The sequence below is a fragment of the Paenibacillus sp. GM2FR genome, assembly GCF_002803325.1.
Classification (GTDB): domain Bacteria; phylum Bacillota; class Bacilli; order Paenibacillales; family Paenibacillaceae; genus Paenibacillus_AQ; species Paenibacillus_AQ lautus.
The window spans coordinates 3,620,185-3,636,341 of the sequence record NZ_MKZM01000008.1 but is presented as its reverse complement, the minus strand read 5'-3'; the positions used below and the strand labels follow the sequence as shown (position 1 = coordinate 3,636,341).

Sequence of the window (16,157 nt, the reverse complement as noted above, 5' to 3'; positions counted from 1 at the left end):
ATATATTTTTGTTAAATTGTTGTCATGGATAGAACAAGTTTAATTAAAGGGCATTTGGAAATGTGCGTATTGGCCATTCTGAGCCATGGCAAAAGTTATGGTTACGAGATCATGAAGGAGCTGGAGAAGCACCGACTGAAATTGAAGGGAGTAGGAAGCATCTATCCAATCCTGTCCAAGCTAAAAGATCAGGGATGGGTGACGGATACGAGGGAGCTTAGCGAGAGCGGCAAAGCCAGAGTGTACTACGAAATAACGCCTAGCGGAGATTTGTTTCTGGATAAGAAAATCCAGGAGTGGCAGGAGCTGCAGCAGGATATTCAATCATTGCTTTCATCGAATGTGCAGCGAATGGCCGATGGCGTGGAACAGGAGAGCCAGAGATCATGAGTTTGTCCTATGAAGAAGAGCAATTTATTGCGAACGTTCGCCGTGAGTTGAAACGGTACGATATTACGTCAAGCCAGATGGATGAAGTTGAGGAACAGATTCAGGAACATTTGGAGGCAAGCCGGGAGCATGGGGAGTATGGTCTTGAAGATCTGGGCTCTCCCAATATGTATGTCAGGGATTATGCAGAGGTGCAAGGTTTGGTTAGAGTACAAGACGCCAGGGATCTCGAGTCTGTTCCTAAAGAACCGGGACCGCGTAGCGGGCGGTTGAGCGTATGGGGCTTTCTGAAATATCCACTGGTCTATACGGTGGTTTATATCATATGTCAGCTGTTGTTTTCCTTCTCATTAACGACGGCATGGGTGAAGGGGTATGAGATAACAAGCTTCAATCTGTTGTACCGGATATCCGATCAGATGTGGTGGAATATGATGTTGATCGTATTCAGCCTTTCGATTTCGGCACTCGTTACGATTCTGGTCTACGTCTTCGGTAAAAGAAAATATAGACGTTCCCTGTTTACAGAAGGAGAAAGCGTGTTATGAGAAAGAAGTGGACGCATGTCGTTCTAACCGTTCTGGCATTCGTGCTTCCGACATGGGGGAATGTAGTTAAAGCGGAAGAAGTCATGGCTGATAAGGTTGACATTTACATGAAGGCGGCGATGGAAGAATATCAAATTCCGGGCCTTTCCGTTGCCATCCTACAGGATGGGGACATGGTGTTTACGAATAGTTATGGCGTTACAGCAGAAGGCAGTACAGTCAGCTCCAAAACTCCATTTTTACTAGGATCCATCTCCAAATCCATGACGGCGTTAGGGATTGTCCAACTTGTGGAGTCGGGCAAGGTGGATTTGGATAAGTCCATTGGAGCCTATCTGCCATGGTTTGCGGCTGAAGCGTCTTCTGAGGTGTCATCGATAACGATAAGGCAATTACTGGCTCAGACGAGCGGATATAGTACATATACGGGCTTGGAGTATTCCGATGTGGGTGCGAAGGATGCTTCTGGCCTGAAAGAGAATGTGCGCAATCTCTCGAACGCGATGCTTAGCAGGACACCAGGAGAACAACATCAATACAGTAACGCTAATTATATGATCCTGGGTGCAGTTCTGGAGGAGGTCTCGGGTCAAACCTATGCCGATTATATGGAGCAGCATGTGTTTGGCCCGCTGGGCATGAGTACGGCTGCAGCCGATGAGGAGCGAGCGGTTCGAACCGGATTTGAACAAGGGTATCAATCGTGGTTCGGCTATCCGCGAGTGAGCAGCGTTCCCTATGACAATAGCGGTGCTTCTTATGGTTATATCACGGCGAGTATCGAGGATATGACGCGGTATCTCCAATTTTTGCTCGAAGATAACGACATGCTGCTGAGTCGCGAATATAAGGAGCTGTTCTTGTCACCTTTAGTTCAGCATCGACCGGATCGTGCCTATGGTTTTGGCTGGAGAATAAGCGAGACGGACCAAGGCGAGACCCTGATATGGCACTCCGGATCAACGCCGGAGGCACGGGCGGAAATCTTCTTCATCCCTGAGCGGGGCGTAGGGGCCGTTATATTAACCAACAAGGATCACATTTTGGAGGAAGCCAGATTGTTTCAGGTCTCCAAGGATTTGAGGGGGATATTAGATGGACAAGACCCAAAACCGCCTTCCGCTGGAGTCCATCCGGTGATTTGGGGATTGGCGGGAACTTTGATCATCCTGCTCGCTATTCTGATATGGTTGCTGCTAAGAATGAAGAAACGCAACTTGAAGTTATATCTCACGCTTCCGCTGAGTTTGGTTTTCTTTGCGATGTCAGTTGGCATCATTCCGCTCTTCATGCGTCTGACAAGCTCCCCTTGGAATTCAATACGGCTCTTTGCACCTGACATTGCCTATATGACGCTAGGGATTGTAGCTATCCTGGCATGGATGGGGCTTGTGCTGATGTACGGAACGCTTGTCAACCGGAGAAAACAGCTTGAGTCGGTTACCCGCCGGACTTGATATAAGAAATGCAATCAGGAAACTGATGATCCTTTCATAAATGCAGCTTGGCGTGCGTTTTCGATTACTGCCTAGCCAAAAAACCAACCAGGCTGATGGATAAGATCAGCTTGGTTGGTTTGGTTTAAAGCAGCCTCACTCAACAGCGATCAGAGGCTAAAATAAGATTTGAAATTTTCTATCGCTAAGCCCGGTTATCGGGCATTCGCTTCGCCCTGCGATTTAAATAACTTCAGCAGGTCATACGTGATCACTTGATCGGAAATCCGCAGTATCTCCTGTGTCTCATCATAACCGTCACGACAGGCCTGGATATCGGTCGGCTGACGTGCAGCGAGATCGTAGCAGGTTCCCCCTTCAAGTCCGGCCGTCTCGGTGGGCAGGTAAAACACCTTCTCATCGGAGAATGCGCCGCTGCGCAGCGGAATCAGACGCGGATTGTCATGAAACAGATGGCTTCCGATCCAGTAATACGGTTCTTTCGGAACGCCGAGAAGATGAAGAATACTTGGGGTCACGTTCATCATGCCGGAGGCTTCCGGATATACTCCGGCATGCCCTCCATCAGGCAGGCGGATGAGCAGGGGAACCTGGTTCATGATTTGCTCCATGTCGAGCGCATTCAGCTCTCGTCCCAGGAATTTCTCATAGTCGGCTTTTTCCTTGATCGAATTGTCGTGATCCCCATAGATGATCAATATGGTGTTATCCCACAGTCCTTGCTGTTTCATCTGCTCGACGAACTGGCCGAATGCTTCATCAACATAGTGGATCGACTGTAGATAGTTCCCGAATATCGAGCCTTCAAAAGCCCCAGTATCCAGCTTCACACCATCCTTGGGGACATAATACGGATGATGACTCGTTAACGTAATCAGGAAGGAATAGAAGGGCTGCTTGATGCCTTCCATTGCATCCAGCGATTGCGCGAAGAACGCTTTGTCGCTCAATGACCATCCCTCTACATCGTTCATTTCAAAATCCTTCTTGCTGTAAAAACGGTCGTAATTCATCTCCCGGTACATCGTGGTCCGGTTCCAGAAGCTGCTGTCATAGGCATGGAACACGTTTGCGCCATAACCCTGTTCTTTCAGAATCTCCGGAAGCGTATCGTACTCGCGATCAGCATATCGCGTAAATACGGAACCTGTGGGCAGCGGAAGCAGGGAGCTGTGGGTGACAAAATCCGCATCGGACGTTCGCCCTTGACCGGTTTGATGATAGAAATGGCTGAAATACATACTGTCCTGCATCAACCGGTTGAAGTTAGGGGTGATTTCCTGCCCGCCGATCGACTGGCCGATGACAAAATTCATAAAGGCCTCCGTCTGAATCATGATGACATTGCTGCCTTTATACTTTCCGAACAAGGCGTCCGCACCGGACGGCTCCATACGTTTGGCATCAAACCATGCCTTGATCTGATTGATTTCCTCTTCCGCCAGCTTGGGCTGCCCCACGAGATGATCTCGTCCATAACGGTAGATATCATATCCGTGAAAGCCGATCAGTCCCGTCACATTATACAGCGTAATATTCCACCAATTGCCTTCAAAGAGGCCAACGGCCCATGTATTGGATGCTTTCTTGATAGGAACGAAAGTCATGACCATGCCCAGGATGAACACAAGCGTGCCTGTTACCAACCGGCGAATGATCCGGCTCTGCCGATGCTGGCGGTATTCCCCCGGGAGTGTATAGGTTCCAAGGGTGGATCTCCGTTTGCGGAACACCATGACGGCGGTAAATGGGACAACAATAAGCCAATCGATAAAAAAGAACAGATCGTACGCATGAACCAGGGAACGAATGCTATCCCCGAGGGAACCAACTTGTCCGGCCTGCATAAGCACCGGCACGGTTATGAAATCATCGAAGTAGCGGTAATAAATCAAATCGGCGTACAGGATCCCCGTCCATAAGAGATTTAATAAAGTTAAAGCCGCAAGCCGGCCTCTTGCCGGAAGCCACAAGGTCCAGAAGGATATCAGCAGGAGTGAGCCGACAGCGATCACATAATCGGCCTGATCCAGCTTCATGTTGGTAATATGGAGATGATGATCAAGCATGACCAGCTTGTACATCATGAGGATAAGGAATAATAAATATGCGGTGTACCGGTAATGCAGCCCTTTGGAGACCCGGCTTCGGATATCGCTCCATGATGGGGATGAGAGCACGTGGGTATCCTCCTTTATCTCAAACTAAAACATTCTCGAAACGCGGTCAGTCCTCTATGCAAGAACGTCGATAGACACTTTTCTAATTATAGCTTGGCCCGGCATGAAATCAAACGACGATGCAGCAAAAAAGCCGCCCAAGGGCGGCGTTTGCAAGAAGCGTCATTTCGTTATTCCACCGATTTGTTACGCGGCGGCAAGGGGCCCAGGTATTGATAATACTGGCATTCGATCCGGCCATTGAACAGCTTGCGGCGCTTGTCCGCCTTGCGGCCGAAATAATGCTCAAATTGCTTGGTCGGACTGAGTGCGAAGAAGGACCAGGTCGGGAGTGAATGCGTTACGGATCCGAGCTGGCGAATGAGACGTTCAACCTCCTCTTTCTCGCTTAACCGTTCGCCATAGGGTGGATTGGTGATGATACAACCATATTCACCTTCAGGTATGGCTTTGGCTGCAGGGAGGACCTTAAAGTCGATTTCGCCGGCAAGTCCCGCGCTTTTGGCGGCGGCTTTGGCTACTTCGATCGCTTTCGGGTCGATATCGCTTCCGGCGATATGCAGCGGAATATCGTCCTTCACTGCGTCAAAAGCTTCCTCGCGCGCATCCTCCCAGAGGTTGTCCCCAATAATATCCCAATGCTCGGATGGGAACGAGCGGCGCAGGCCGGGAGCAATATTCCAGGCCATCATCGCGGCTTCGATCAGAATGGTGCCTGAACCGCAGCACGGGTCATACAGCGGACGATGGGCGCCCCAGCGGCTTATTTGCAGCAGAGCGGAAGCCATGGTTTCCTTCAGCGGAGCTTCCGTAACCAGCTTGCGATAGCCGCGTTTATGAAGGGCTGGTCCTGTGGTATCCAGGGTCAGTATGGCTCTATCCTTCAAGAGAGAAACCTCGACTACATAACGGGGGCCGTCCTCGGGGAACCATTCCGTACGGTGCGAGAGCTTCAGCTTCTCCACGATTGCTTTTTTCACGATGCCCTGACAGGCGGGAACGCTGCTAAGCTGCGATTTATGGGAACGCCCTTCCACAGGGAACTCGCCATCCGCCGGAATCCACTCCTCCCATGGAAGAGCTTTTGTTCCTTCAAAGAGCTCGTCGAAGGTAAAGGCTTTAAACTCACCCATCTTGACGAGAATACGGTCCGACGTCCGGAGCCACAGATTGCAGCGGCAAATATCAATCAGGTCACCCGAAAAGGTAACTCTGCCATTTTCTACTTCCATGTCGGTGTACCCGAGCTCTTTCAACTCGCGGGCAACGACGGCTTCCAGCCCCATCGGGGCCGTCGCGATCAATTTTAATCGAGGCATTAACGATGTCAACTCCATTTAACATGTGTACGGCGATAGTCGCCGCCGGTTCAATCTATATAGTATAGGCGATTGCATTGACTAAGACAATTATCATATGATAGTTCTCGTTAGGTTTAACGGGAAACAGCGTATTTTATCAAGATAAAGGAGGCGGCTTCATTGCTTACGACCCCTGATGATTATGTTAACCAATTATACCCTGAAGATGAAGAGCTTCAGTATGTGATAGAGGCCATCCGCGAGCATGGGATGCCGGAGGTTTCGGTGGCACCGGCATACGGCCGACTGCTGACCATGCTCGTCCAGACAGCCGGCGCAAGGAATATTCTCGAAATCGGCGCCCTTGGCGGCTATAGCGGAATCTGTCTGTGCCGAGGACTTCCTGCGGACGGCAAGCTCACCTCACTCGAGCTGAAGGAAGAATACGCAGAGCTTGCAGGCACGCATTTGGAGAAGGCCGGATTCCAGGATCGGGTGGAGTACCGGATCGGGCCGGCTGCGGACAGTTTGGCAGCGTTGAAGCAGGAAGGACGGACCTTCGATTTTTTCTTTATTGATGCGGATAAGGAGAACTATCCTCTATACTTGGATTATGCCATGGAGCTTGCGAATCCGGGTGCCCTTATTGCCGGGGACAACTGCTTTTTGCGCGGCAGAACGCTGAATTCCGACAAGAACGGTCCTTCGGTTCAAGCGGTACGCCGGTTTAATGAAGTCATTGCGACGGACAAGAGGCTGGTCAGCACGCTGCTGCCTGCTTATGATGGGCTGATCCTGGCACGCGTTAAAGGATGAAATCATAAACCGATAATAACAAGGGGCTGTCCTCGGGTCGATATAGACCACGGGACAGCCCCTTGTTGTTTGGATTGGGAGACTACCTCCTTCTTTAGATGAAAGACTCCGGGGGATCAACGATATTTGGGCGAAGGCTTTTGCGAGAACAGCTTTCGTCTCACCCACATCATATTGATGATCAACAGGCAGCCGGACGTAATAAACAATCCTTCGATTCCGATGAAGCCGGATAAGAATCCGCCGATCACCGCCCCCAGCATGTTGCCAAGCGCGAGCGAGCTTGTATTGAATCCGAAGGAGCGGCTTTCCATGCCGTCCGGCGTGTAAGAGCGAATCAGCGCGTTGACGCTCGGCAGCAGCCCGCCCATGAAGACGCCCATCATGAACCGCACGATAATCAACTGCCACACCGATTGAACGAAGGCTTGCGGGATCAGCGTAAGTCCCGTCCCGATCAAGGCGTAGGTCAAGATGCGGTGTGCGCCGACCTTGTCGCTGAGCTTGCCGAGAATCGGGGAGGCGATCATATTCGACAGACCTGTCACCGCTACAACAAACCCGGCCCATATCGCAATATCCACCGCGGATCCATGAAGCTTCTGAACGTACAGCGGGAGCAGTGCCATGGGACTGATCATGGCGAATTGCAGCAGGAACGTGACGGCGAATAACGCCGGCAGCTGCGGAATGTGGCTCAGCTCCTTGAGCCCGGCAATAACCGAAGGCTGAGGCGCCTTGGCTGCCTGCTCGCGGTTGAAATTTTCCTTAACGAGGAACAAAGCAAGCATCGAGGCGGCAAAGATCAGTCCGCCAGTGATATAGAAGATCGGCCGGAATCCGACCCAACTGGCCATGAGTCCGCCGATCAACGGACCGAGAATCGTGCCGGCAACTTGTCCGGACTGCATGATGCCCATCGCAAATCCCATTCGATTCTTGGGCGTTGTGCCCGATACGAGCGATATCGCAGCAGGGTTAAATCCCGATATGGTACCGTTCAGCAGACGCAGAACCAGCAGATGCCATGGATGGGTAGCAAAGCCCATGCAGGCAATGACCAGCGCCATGCCGAAGCCGGAGCGCAGCAGCATGATTTTGCGTCCGTATTTATCTGCGACTTTTCCCCAGATCGGTTGAAAAATGAATGATGTCAGGAAGTTGGCTGCGAATATCAATCCTGCCCATAGTCCTATTTCCCGGTCTCCAACGACATTCAGGTCTTGCGCCAGATATAATGTCAGGAACGGGGTGATCATGGTCATCCCGGAGTTGACCAAAAACTGTCCGAACCAAAGCACAATGAGATTGATTTTCCAATTGGTCAATGTGCCCTTCACTTCCTTTCTAAGCTGTCGAGCCCGGAATGACCGGACGAATGGTGGAGCTACCCTAAAAATGCCGTTCTTCCAGTATAACATATTTAAAAAGTGCCAAAAGCTAACAATGTCATAAGATTGTCATGTGATTTTCATAGGATGTCCATGTAAGACGGTTGTTACTTACTTTTAAAAAGGGCATAATGAAATTTAGGAAACTTTATACACATTGATGGGGGCCTAATCATGACCTATAACGATCAATTCATCCGCGCTTGCCGCAAGCAGGAAGTGAACCACGTTCCTGTATGGTACATGCGCCAAGCGGGACGCTACGACCCGGAGTATCGAAAGATTAAAGAAAAGTACTCCCTACTGGAAATATGCAGTCAACCGGAGCTGGCGGCAGAGGTAACCTTGATGCCCGTACGGAAGCTTGGTGTGGACGCGGCAATTTTATATTCCGATATTATGAATCCCGTTGCCTCGATCGGGGTAGACTTCGATATTGTGAAAAATATCGGCCCCGTGATTGATAATCCGATCCGAACTGCGGCGGATGTAGAGAAACTGCGCCCGATTGATGTCGAGGGAGATCTTGGACATGTCCTGGAGACGATCCGTATCCTGGATAAGGAGCTGGAAGTGCCGCTAATCACGTTTGCCGGCGCTCCGTTCACGATTGCCAGCTATCTCATCGAAGGCAGACCATCCAAAAACTATCTTCGAACAAAAGAGCTCATGTACAGTGAGCCGAAGGTATGGTTCTCGCTGATGGACAAACTCGGGGATATGGTGATCGCTTATTTGCGTGCCCACGTCGCTAACGGTGGGAAAGCGTTTCAATTGTTTGACAGCTGGGTGGGGGCATTGTCTCCACAGGATTTCCAAACGTTTGTGCTTCCAACCATTAAGCGTATTTTTGCAGAGCTTCAGGATCTGAGTGTTCCGAAAATTTATTTTCCAGGCGTGAGCTCAGGCGAGCTGCTGCCAACGCTTACGGATCTGAAAACGGATGTCATCGGTCTTGATTGGAGAGTGTCCATTGCAGAAGGACGCCGCCGCTTAGAGCATAAGTATGCTGTTCAGGGCAATTTGGACCCGACCGTTCTGACCGGGCCGATGCCGGTCATCCAGCAGTATGCGAAGGAGATTATCGATCAGGGGATTCAGGAGCCCGGCTTTGTGTTTAATCTAGGGCACGGTTTATTCCCGGAGGCTTCGCTAGAGAAACTGCGTGAGTTGACATCGTATATTCACGAATACTCCGCTCAGGCACTGCAGGCAGGTGCACAACGCTCTTAAATGTTGAATATTTTATTAGTCAGAGGTGAGATGGTATGAAGAACAAGATTGGCGTGTTGGTTATGTCCTACGGCACTCCGGAGAGCATGGAAGGAATCGAGAGTTATTATACCCACATCCGTCGCGGGAATAAGCCGTCGGAGGAGCAGCTCAAGGAGCTGACAGACCGCTATGAGGCGATTGTGGGGGGCGTGTTTCCACTCCGCGAGAATACCGACCGGCAGGTACGCACGCTGCAGGATACATTAAATGCGGATCCTCGCGCGATCGATCTTGAGTTTGTATGCTATCAGGGACTGAAGCACGCAGCTCCGTACATCGAAGATGGCGTTGAGCAAATGGTCCGGGACGGCATTAAGGAAGCCGTCGGCATTGTGCTGGCTCCTCATTACTCCACCATGAGCATCGGATCCTACGTGAAGCGCGCTCAGGCCAAAGCGGATGAGCTGGGACTTGAGATTTCGTTTGTGGAGAGCTATCACATGCATCCGAAACTGATCGAGGCCTTTGCCGATCGGGTGTCCGCCAAGCTGAACCAGTTCGAGGAAGCAGGGGCTGACCGGGACAGCGTGAGAGTGCTGTTCAGTGCTCACAGCCTCCCGGAACGCATCTTGTCCATCGGAGATCCTTACCAGGAGCAGCTGCTTGAGACATCCAAAGCCGTAGCCGAACAGGCAGGCGTCAAGCAGTGGCAGTTCACATGGCAAAGCGCTGGCCGGACGGCGGAGCCTTGGCTGGGTCCGGACATTCTGGATACGCTGCAAACGCTGAATAAAGAAGAGCAGGTCGAGGATGTGCTGGTTGCGCCGGTCGGTTTTGTCTCGGATCATCTTGAAGTCCTGTATGATCTGGATATTGAAGCCAAGAGCATTGCCAAAGAAATGGATATGCGGCTCGAGCGCATCGACTCCTTGAACAGCGACCCGCTTTACATGGAAGCGCTCAGTGATTCCGTGATCACCTTGATAGGCCTGTAAATCCGTTATTACCCGAAATTCGAATAGAATGCTTAGATATGAACTCCCCGGCGACGGGGGGTTCTATTCTTTATAGGGAAGCTGGTATAATGGGGGGAGCGACTTATTACGCGAGCTCATAAGGGAATAAAGGAGTGACCTATGCATCTGTCACGATCAGAGAAAAGCAAGGCCGAAAAGAAGGCCCGTAAGCAGCGAACCGGACAGGTTTGGATCATACTTAACTTATGTCTGATTGTTATGATCGCTGCTTTGCTTGTCTATCATTTTAAATTTAAGGAAGATCCTGTTCAGCAAACGGCTTATCTGCCTGGTATGCCGGAATTTGGCATGGAAGGGGATCGAACGGATAGCCCAGGCTCCGGACAACAAGCTGACGGTGAGGGGGCGGATCCGAAGCCTCCAAAGACGACGGAGACCGGCGACCCCCCAGGTTCCGATATGACCGAGCCGGAGGGCAGCGCAGCAGAGGATCCTGCTGATTCCGCTACCGCCAAGCGGGTGGTGATGCATTTTGCCGGGGATACCTTGTTCTCGGGCAAAGTGGAGGATGCGCTGAAGAATCACGGGTATGATTATCCCTACATGAATCTGGGTACGGCATTTCTGGAGGATGATCTGACCGTTCTTAATCTGGAAACGCCCGTTACGAACGGAGGCGTTGGCGCCGCCAATAAGAAATTCGTATTCAAGTCCTCGCCGGATGTATTGCCGGCCCTTCGAGATGCCGGGGTAGAGGCCGTTAATCTGGCTAACAATCACATCCTGGATCAAGGCCAAGAAGGACTTTTGGATACCCTGAAGCATCTGAAGGACCATGATATCCGTTACGTGGGGGCAGGACGGAATGAGGAAGAAGCCTTCGCGCCCCAGTATTTCGAGCTTCAGGGCATGACGGTTGCATTGCTTGGATTCAGCCGTGTGCTTCCGGAGACGACCTGGTACGCGCTGGAAAACAGGCCGGGGGTGGCTGGGGCTTATGATCATGTGCTTCCCAAGGCGGTTAAAGCGATTCAGGCGGCACGTTCCAAAGCCGATCTGGTGGTCGTGATTGCCCATTGGGGAGAGGAGCTTCATAAGGCGCCGAATGTCCATCAGATCAATCTGTCACGCGCGTTCATTGACGGTGGGGCTGACCTGATTATCGGCGGGCACCCCCATGTGCTGCAGGGATTGGAGCAGTACAAAGGCAAGTGGATTGCGTATAGTACAGGTAATTTCATATTTACCAAATCGTCGAATGAAGATACGTGGAAAACAGCCGTATTCCAGGCATCATGCAGCAACCAAGGAGACTGTGACTTGAAGCTGACGCCTTACCGTACGGAGATCGGACAGGTCATCCCGCTTGAAGGCAAAGAAGCTGAAGACTTGCTGAAAGAGGTGGAGAAGCGCTCCGTCGGCGGCGTCAAAATAGCGCTTGATGGTGAAGTTATAGCAGGCAAGGCTGTGGAATAATTCGTTAAATGTTACATCAAGGAGGTCCCACCATGAATAATTTATGTGTGGCTCACCGGGGGTTCTCCGGTAAAGCACCTGAAAATACGCGCGCAGCCATTCAGATGGCGATGGATGAACCCTTCGTGCATTGGATGGAAATTGATGTGCAACTGACTCAGGACGGGGTCCCTGTCGTGATACATGACTTCAGCGTGGATCGTACGACGACCGGGAAGGGCAAGGTGAAGGATCTGACCTGGCAGCAAATCCGTAGGATGGACGCCGGCGAATGGAAGGGACGCCAATTCAGGGGAGAGCAGGTACCCTCGCTCGATGAAGTCCTGCAGCTTGTCAAAGGCCGATTGAAGCTTAATATCGAACTCAAAACGAGCGGAGACATGTATCCCGGTCTTGAGAAAGCCGTTTTGGAACGGATTCATGCCCACCGGATGCTTTCGGATGTGGTGCTTACTTCCTTTGAACCGAAAGCCTTGATCAAAGCGAAGGAATTGGATCCTGAAGTGAAAACCGGACTTATTATCGATGCGCATCCTCGCAATTTGGTAGCACGCTTGAAGCAAATGAAATGCTCCTTTTTATCCATCGGCTACTCCCATCTGGATGCGGCCTTCGCGTCGGATTTGGTGAAGAACGGCATTACGCCGATGGCCTGGACGGTGGATGATGCGAAGAGCATGAGATCGCTCGCTCGAATGAATCCCGCCATCATGATCTGTACGAACCGCCCCGATACATGGGGTCAGATTTTTATTAATAAAATAGCACCCAAAGTTCCATTCTGGCGAAGAAAATGGAGGTTTTAATGTATGTGTGCCCTGGTGAATAACGTTTATTGTGTAGGTCGTAATTATCAATTGCATGCGGCGGAGCTCGGCAATGCCGTACCGGAAGAGCCGATGATATTTCTAAAACCGTCGCATGCCGTCGTTCCGCTGGACGGCAGCGTGCTGAAGCTGCCGATGGACCGCGGCAGTCTTCATTTTGAAGGTGAGCTTGTTATACAACTCGCGGAGGATTACGCGCCAGGTAAAAGTGTTGATGAGCTTGTAAAAACGATGGCCCTTGGCATCGACTTCACGCTGCGTGACGTACAGTCGGTCATTAAGGAGAAGGGACATCCTTGGACCGCGGCAAAAGCGTTTAAATCTTCCGCACCGCTTACGCCATCCATAACGTTTCCCGGAACCGCGAAGCTGGCGGATATGGATTTTACCGTAAGGAAGAACGGCGAAGAGGTACAGCGCGGGAATGTGAAGGATATGATCTTCTCCCTCCAGCGCATCATCGATTACATCGGCGAGCATTATGGCCTTGGCCAGGGTGATTTAATCTTCACGGGGACGCCGGCTGGCGTAGGACCGACGGAATCCGGCGACGTGTTCGAATTGTACTGGGGAGATGTCCGTCTGGGCCGCTGCGAAATCGGGTAATCTGATATGCTTTAACATGGGAGGGGTCACAGATGGATTGGCTGATCGGAGCGGCAGGTGCCCTTATCGTGGCAGGAGCCGCGTACAGGAAACGATCGCTATCGGAATCCGGAGCCGCAGCCGCTATTCTGATGGGTACCATATATTACGGAGCAGGGAACGTGTTTTGGTTCGGAACCCTGCTTCTTTTTTTCATTACGTCCACACTGCTTTCCCGATACGGGAAGCAGCGGAAGGCAGACCTGGAGAAATCCTATGCCAAGACCGGCCGGCGGGATGCGGGCCAGGTATTCGCCAATGGCGGCATCGGCATGGTGCTATGTCTGTTAAATGCATGGTTTCCGTCCGAGCTGTGGGTATTCCTGTTTATAGGTGTGATGGCTACGGTAACGGCGGATACCTGGGCCACGGAGGTAGGCAGCCTTAGCCGGAAGCCTCCGCGCTCCGTGCTGAACGGCAAGGTACTGACCGCCGGGGAATCCGGCGGCGTCTCCTGGGTCGGCTCCACGGCTGCAGCGGTAGGGAGCATACTGATAGGCGCAGGCGGATGGCTGCTTGCCGGATGGAGCGGCATGAATGCAGAGATATTGCCGTATGTCCTTGCAGCCCTTGCGGGTGGATTGGTAGGAGCTTTTGCCGATTCGTATCTCGGAGCGACTTTACAAGTGATGTATCGCTGCCGTGTGTGCGGTAAATCGGTGGAAGTATCTCATCACTGTGGTCAAGATACCGTGCGTACGCGCGGCGCTGCCTGGATGTCCAACGATGCAGTTAATCTGGTCAGTTCACTTCTCGGCGGCGCGGCAGCTTATGGGATTGCAGTGCTTATTGCGTTATAATGTATCCATCTTACCGATGAAACAACGAATCAACGAAATCTATAGATGTAAGTAGGGATCATAACAATGAATATTTTGACCGTCGAACAGGTAACAAAAAGTTATGGAGACAAAATTCTGTTTCAAGATGCGTCCTTCGGAATGGAGGATCAGGATAAAATCGGCATTATCGGCGTTAATGGCACGGGGAAATCCACATTTCTGCGCGTCATCGCAGGGATCGAGCCGCCCGACTCCGGTAAAGTATCGATGGGCAATCGCATCCGGGTGCGTTACCTGGCACAGAACCCGGAGTTTGATCCGGACAAAACCGTCCTGCAGCAGGTGTTTGAGGGCGGTCTTCCGGAGATGAAGGCGGTGCGGGAGTACACCGAAACGATGGAGCTGCTGGAGCTGCATCCAAGTCATGAGGAGCTGCAGCAGAAACTGCTGAAGCTCAATCAGACGCTCGATACGCTGCAGGCGTGGCAGCTAGAAAGCGATGCGAAAACCATCCTGTCCAAGCTGGGCATCCGGAATTATGACGCGAAGATGGGGACGCTCTCAGGCGGCCAGCGTAAGCGGGTGGCATTAGCCGCCGCTTTGATCCAGCCTTCCGATTTGCTCATATTGGACGAGCCGACGAACCATATCGACAATGAATCCGTCGCCTGGCTGGAGCAGTATTTGCAGAAGCGCCGCGGTGCGCTGCTCATGATTACGCATGATCGGTATTTTCTGGATCGGGTGGCCAATGTCATGCTGGAGCTGGATCACGGACGGCTGTTCCGGTATGAGGCGAATTACAGCCGTTTTCTGGAGCTGAAGGCAGAACGCGAGGAGCGTGAGGCCGCTTCCGAGCAGAAGCGCCAGAATTTGCTGCGGAGCGAGCTGGCTTGGATTCGCAGAGGTGCCAAGGCCCGTACAACCAAGCAGAAGGCGAGAATTGAGCGTTTCGAGAAGCTCAAGGATCAGGAGATGGTACACAGCTCCGGTGAGCTGGACGTATCGGTCGCTTCCACCCGCTTGGGACGCAAAATTCTGGAGATCGAAGGTCTCCAGAAGAAGATTGACGACAAAACGTTAATTCAGGACTTTTCCTACATTGCCGTTCCCGAGGATCGGATTGGTATCGTAGGCCCGAACGGCAGCGGCAAATCCACGCTGCTCAATCTGATTGCCGGGCGGATTCAGCCGGATGGCGGGGAAGTCGTGCTCGGACCGACGGTCAAGCTCGGTTATTTCACGCAGGAGCATCAGGAGATGGATGGCAGTCAGCGCGTGATTGAGTATATCAAGGATGAGGCGGAGGTTGTCCGCACGGCGGACGGCTCGGCGATTACCGCGGCCCAGATGCTGGAGCGATTCCTGTTCCCGCCCGCGCTGCAGTGGACGCCGATTGCGAAGCTGTCCGGAGGAGAGAAGCGCCGGTTGTATCTGCTGCGGGTGCTGATGAGCGCGCCGAATGTGCTGCTGCTGGATGAACCGACGAATGATTTGGACATTCAGACATTGTCTGTCCTGGAACAGTATTTGGATGAGTTCCCGGGCGTCTGTATCGTAGTATCCCATGATCGTTTTTTCCTGGATCGAACGGTGGACAAGATTATGGCGTTTGAGGGCAAGGGTCAGATTCGTGTCCATGTTGGCTCCTACAGCGAATATGCGGAATGGATGCAGCGTCACGGCGGTGAAGCTGCCGGGAGCAAGACGGAAGCATCCAGTTTCAAGTCAGCGTCGGGGGATAATGGAGGTTCGGACAACAGCTCGACTAAAGAAGCGCCGCGGGAGCGCTTGAAATTTAGTTATAAAGAACAACGGGAGTATGAGCAGATTGACGGTCTCATCGAGGATACCGAGAGCAAGCTGGCATCCATTCAATCGGAGATGGAGACCGCCGGCAGCGACGCAGCCAGGCTTCAGGAGCTGATGAAGGCTCAGGAAGAAACGGAGCGTGAGCTGGAGCATCTGATGGAGCGCTGGACCTACCTGAACGAGCTCGCAGAGAAGATTGAACAGAGCAAGAAATTGTAATGATTCAAGCGATCCATATCAATAGGAAAAGGGGTGTCCCCAGGCATAATGCCTTGGCGGGACGCCCCTTTGTTAGTATCAGGTTTCAGCGAAGGCTGAACCCTTTTGATCATCGTAAGAA

General features: G+C 51.9%; 14 protein-coding genes. 11 read left to right on the top strand and 3 right to left on the bottom strand.

What is annotated here, in order from left to right:
- The first annotated feature begins 24 nt into the window (after positions 1-24).
- Genes PAEVO_RS16500 through PAEVO_RS16490 form a run of 3 tightly spaced genes read left to right on the top strand, consistent with a single transcriptional unit; the run spans position 25 to position 2,395 of the window.
- Entirely contained in the window at positions 25-390 is a 366-nt protein-coding gene (locus tag PAEVO_RS16500) for a PadR family transcriptional regulator (RefSeq protein WP_100538513.1), read from the top strand.
- Positions 387-938: a hypothetical protein gene (locus PAEVO_RS16495; RefSeq protein WP_100538512.1), complete on the top strand. Its 552-nt coding sequence runs from the start codon at positions 387-389 to the stop codon at positions 936-938. Before PAEVO_RS16500 ends, PAEVO_RS16495 begins: the two co-directional genes overlap by 4 nt.
- Positions 935-2,395 carry a serine hydrolase domain-containing protein gene (locus tag PAEVO_RS16490; protein ID WP_100538511.1) on the top strand — a complete coding sequence of 487 codons (1,461 nt, stop codon included), beginning with the start codon at positions 935-937 and terminating at the stop codon, positions 2,393-2,395. The genes PAEVO_RS16495 and PAEVO_RS16490 overlap by 4 nt, the downstream gene beginning before the upstream one ends.
- Positions 2,396-2,589: 194 nt before the next feature.
- Here PAEVO_RS16490 and PAEVO_RS16485 read toward each other — a convergent pair whose 3' ends face one another.
- Both PAEVO_RS16485 and PAEVO_RS16480 read right to left on the bottom strand, forming a co-directional pair.
- Positions 2,590-4,575: an LTA synthase family protein gene (locus tag PAEVO_RS16485; protein ID WP_100538510.1), complete on the bottom strand. Its 1,986-nt coding sequence runs from the start codon at positions 4,573-4,575 to the stop codon at positions 2,590-2,592.
- A 170-nt stretch (positions 4,576-4,745) separates the two neighbouring features.
- Complete coding sequence (locus tag PAEVO_RS16480) at positions 4,746-5,894, bottom strand: THUMP domain-containing class I SAM-dependent RNA methyltransferase (protein WP_100538509.1); 1,149 nt, start codon at positions 5,892-5,894, stop codon at positions 4,746-4,748.
- A 162-nt stretch (positions 5,895-6,056) separates the two neighbouring features.
- Here PAEVO_RS16480 and PAEVO_RS16475 point away from each other — a divergent pair, with 162 nt between their 5' ends.
- The gene (locus tag PAEVO_RS16475) at positions 6,057-6,692 is read left to right on the top strand and encodes an O-methyltransferase (RefSeq protein WP_100538508.1); all 636 of its coding nucleotides are present in this window, start codon (positions 6,057-6,059) and stop codon (positions 6,690-6,692) included.
- Between the two features lie 116 nt (positions 6,693-6,808).
- Here the strand turns inward: PAEVO_RS16475 and PAEVO_RS16470 are convergent, their stop codons facing one another.
- Positions 6,809-8,020, bottom strand: coding sequence for an MFS transporter (locus tag PAEVO_RS16470; RefSeq protein ID WP_100538507.1), 1,212 nt, complete (start codon positions 8,018-8,020; stop codon positions 6,809-6,811).
- A gap of 237 nt (positions 8,021-8,257) precedes the next feature.
- On the opposite strand from PAEVO_RS16470, the gene hemE reads away from it, so the two are divergent.
- From hemE to taeA, 7 genes are all read left to right on the top strand, one after another.
- Positions 8,258-9,316 (top strand): uroporphyrinogen decarboxylase, encoded by a 1,059-nt coding sequence (gene hemE, locus PAEVO_RS16465; RefSeq protein ID WP_100538506.1) that lies wholly within the window; start codon positions 8,258-8,260, stop codon positions 9,314-9,316.
- 35 nt (positions 9,317-9,351) lie between these two features.
- Positions 9,352-10,293, top strand: coding sequence for a ferrochelatase (gene hemH, locus PAEVO_RS16460; protein ID WP_100538505.1), 942 nt, complete (start codon positions 9,352-9,354; stop codon positions 10,291-10,293).
- 141 nt (positions 10,294-10,434) lie between these two features.
- Positions 10,435-11,751 carry a CapA family protein gene (locus PAEVO_RS16455; protein WP_100538504.1) on the top strand — a complete coding sequence of 439 codons (1,317 nt, stop codon included), beginning with the start codon at positions 10,435-10,437 and terminating at the stop codon, positions 11,749-11,751.
- A 32-nt stretch (positions 11,752-11,783) separates the two neighbouring features.
- The gene (locus PAEVO_RS16450) at positions 11,784-12,557 is read left to right on the top strand and encodes a glycerophosphodiester phosphodiesterase (RefSeq protein WP_100538503.1); all 774 of its coding nucleotides are present in this window, start codon (positions 11,784-11,786) and stop codon (positions 12,555-12,557) included.
- Between the two features lie 3 nt (positions 12,558-12,560).
- Positions 12,561-13,184 (top strand): fumarylacetoacetate hydrolase family protein, encoded by a 624-nt coding sequence (locus tag PAEVO_RS16445; RefSeq protein ID WP_100538502.1) that lies wholly within the window; start codon positions 12,561-12,563, stop codon positions 13,182-13,184.
- Positions 13,185-13,216: 32 nt separating this feature from the next.
- Positions 13,217-14,023: a DUF92 domain-containing protein gene (locus tag PAEVO_RS16440; RefSeq protein WP_100538501.1), complete on the top strand. Its 807-nt coding sequence runs from the start codon at positions 13,217-13,219 to the stop codon at positions 14,021-14,023.
- Positions 14,024-14,089: 66 nt separating this feature from the next.
- Entirely contained in the window at positions 14,090-16,036 is a 1,947-nt protein-coding gene (gene taeA / locus PAEVO_RS16435) for an ABC-F type ribosomal protection protein TaeA (RefSeq protein ID WP_100538500.1), read from the top strand.
- Positions 16,037-16,157: the final 121 nt, after the last annotated feature.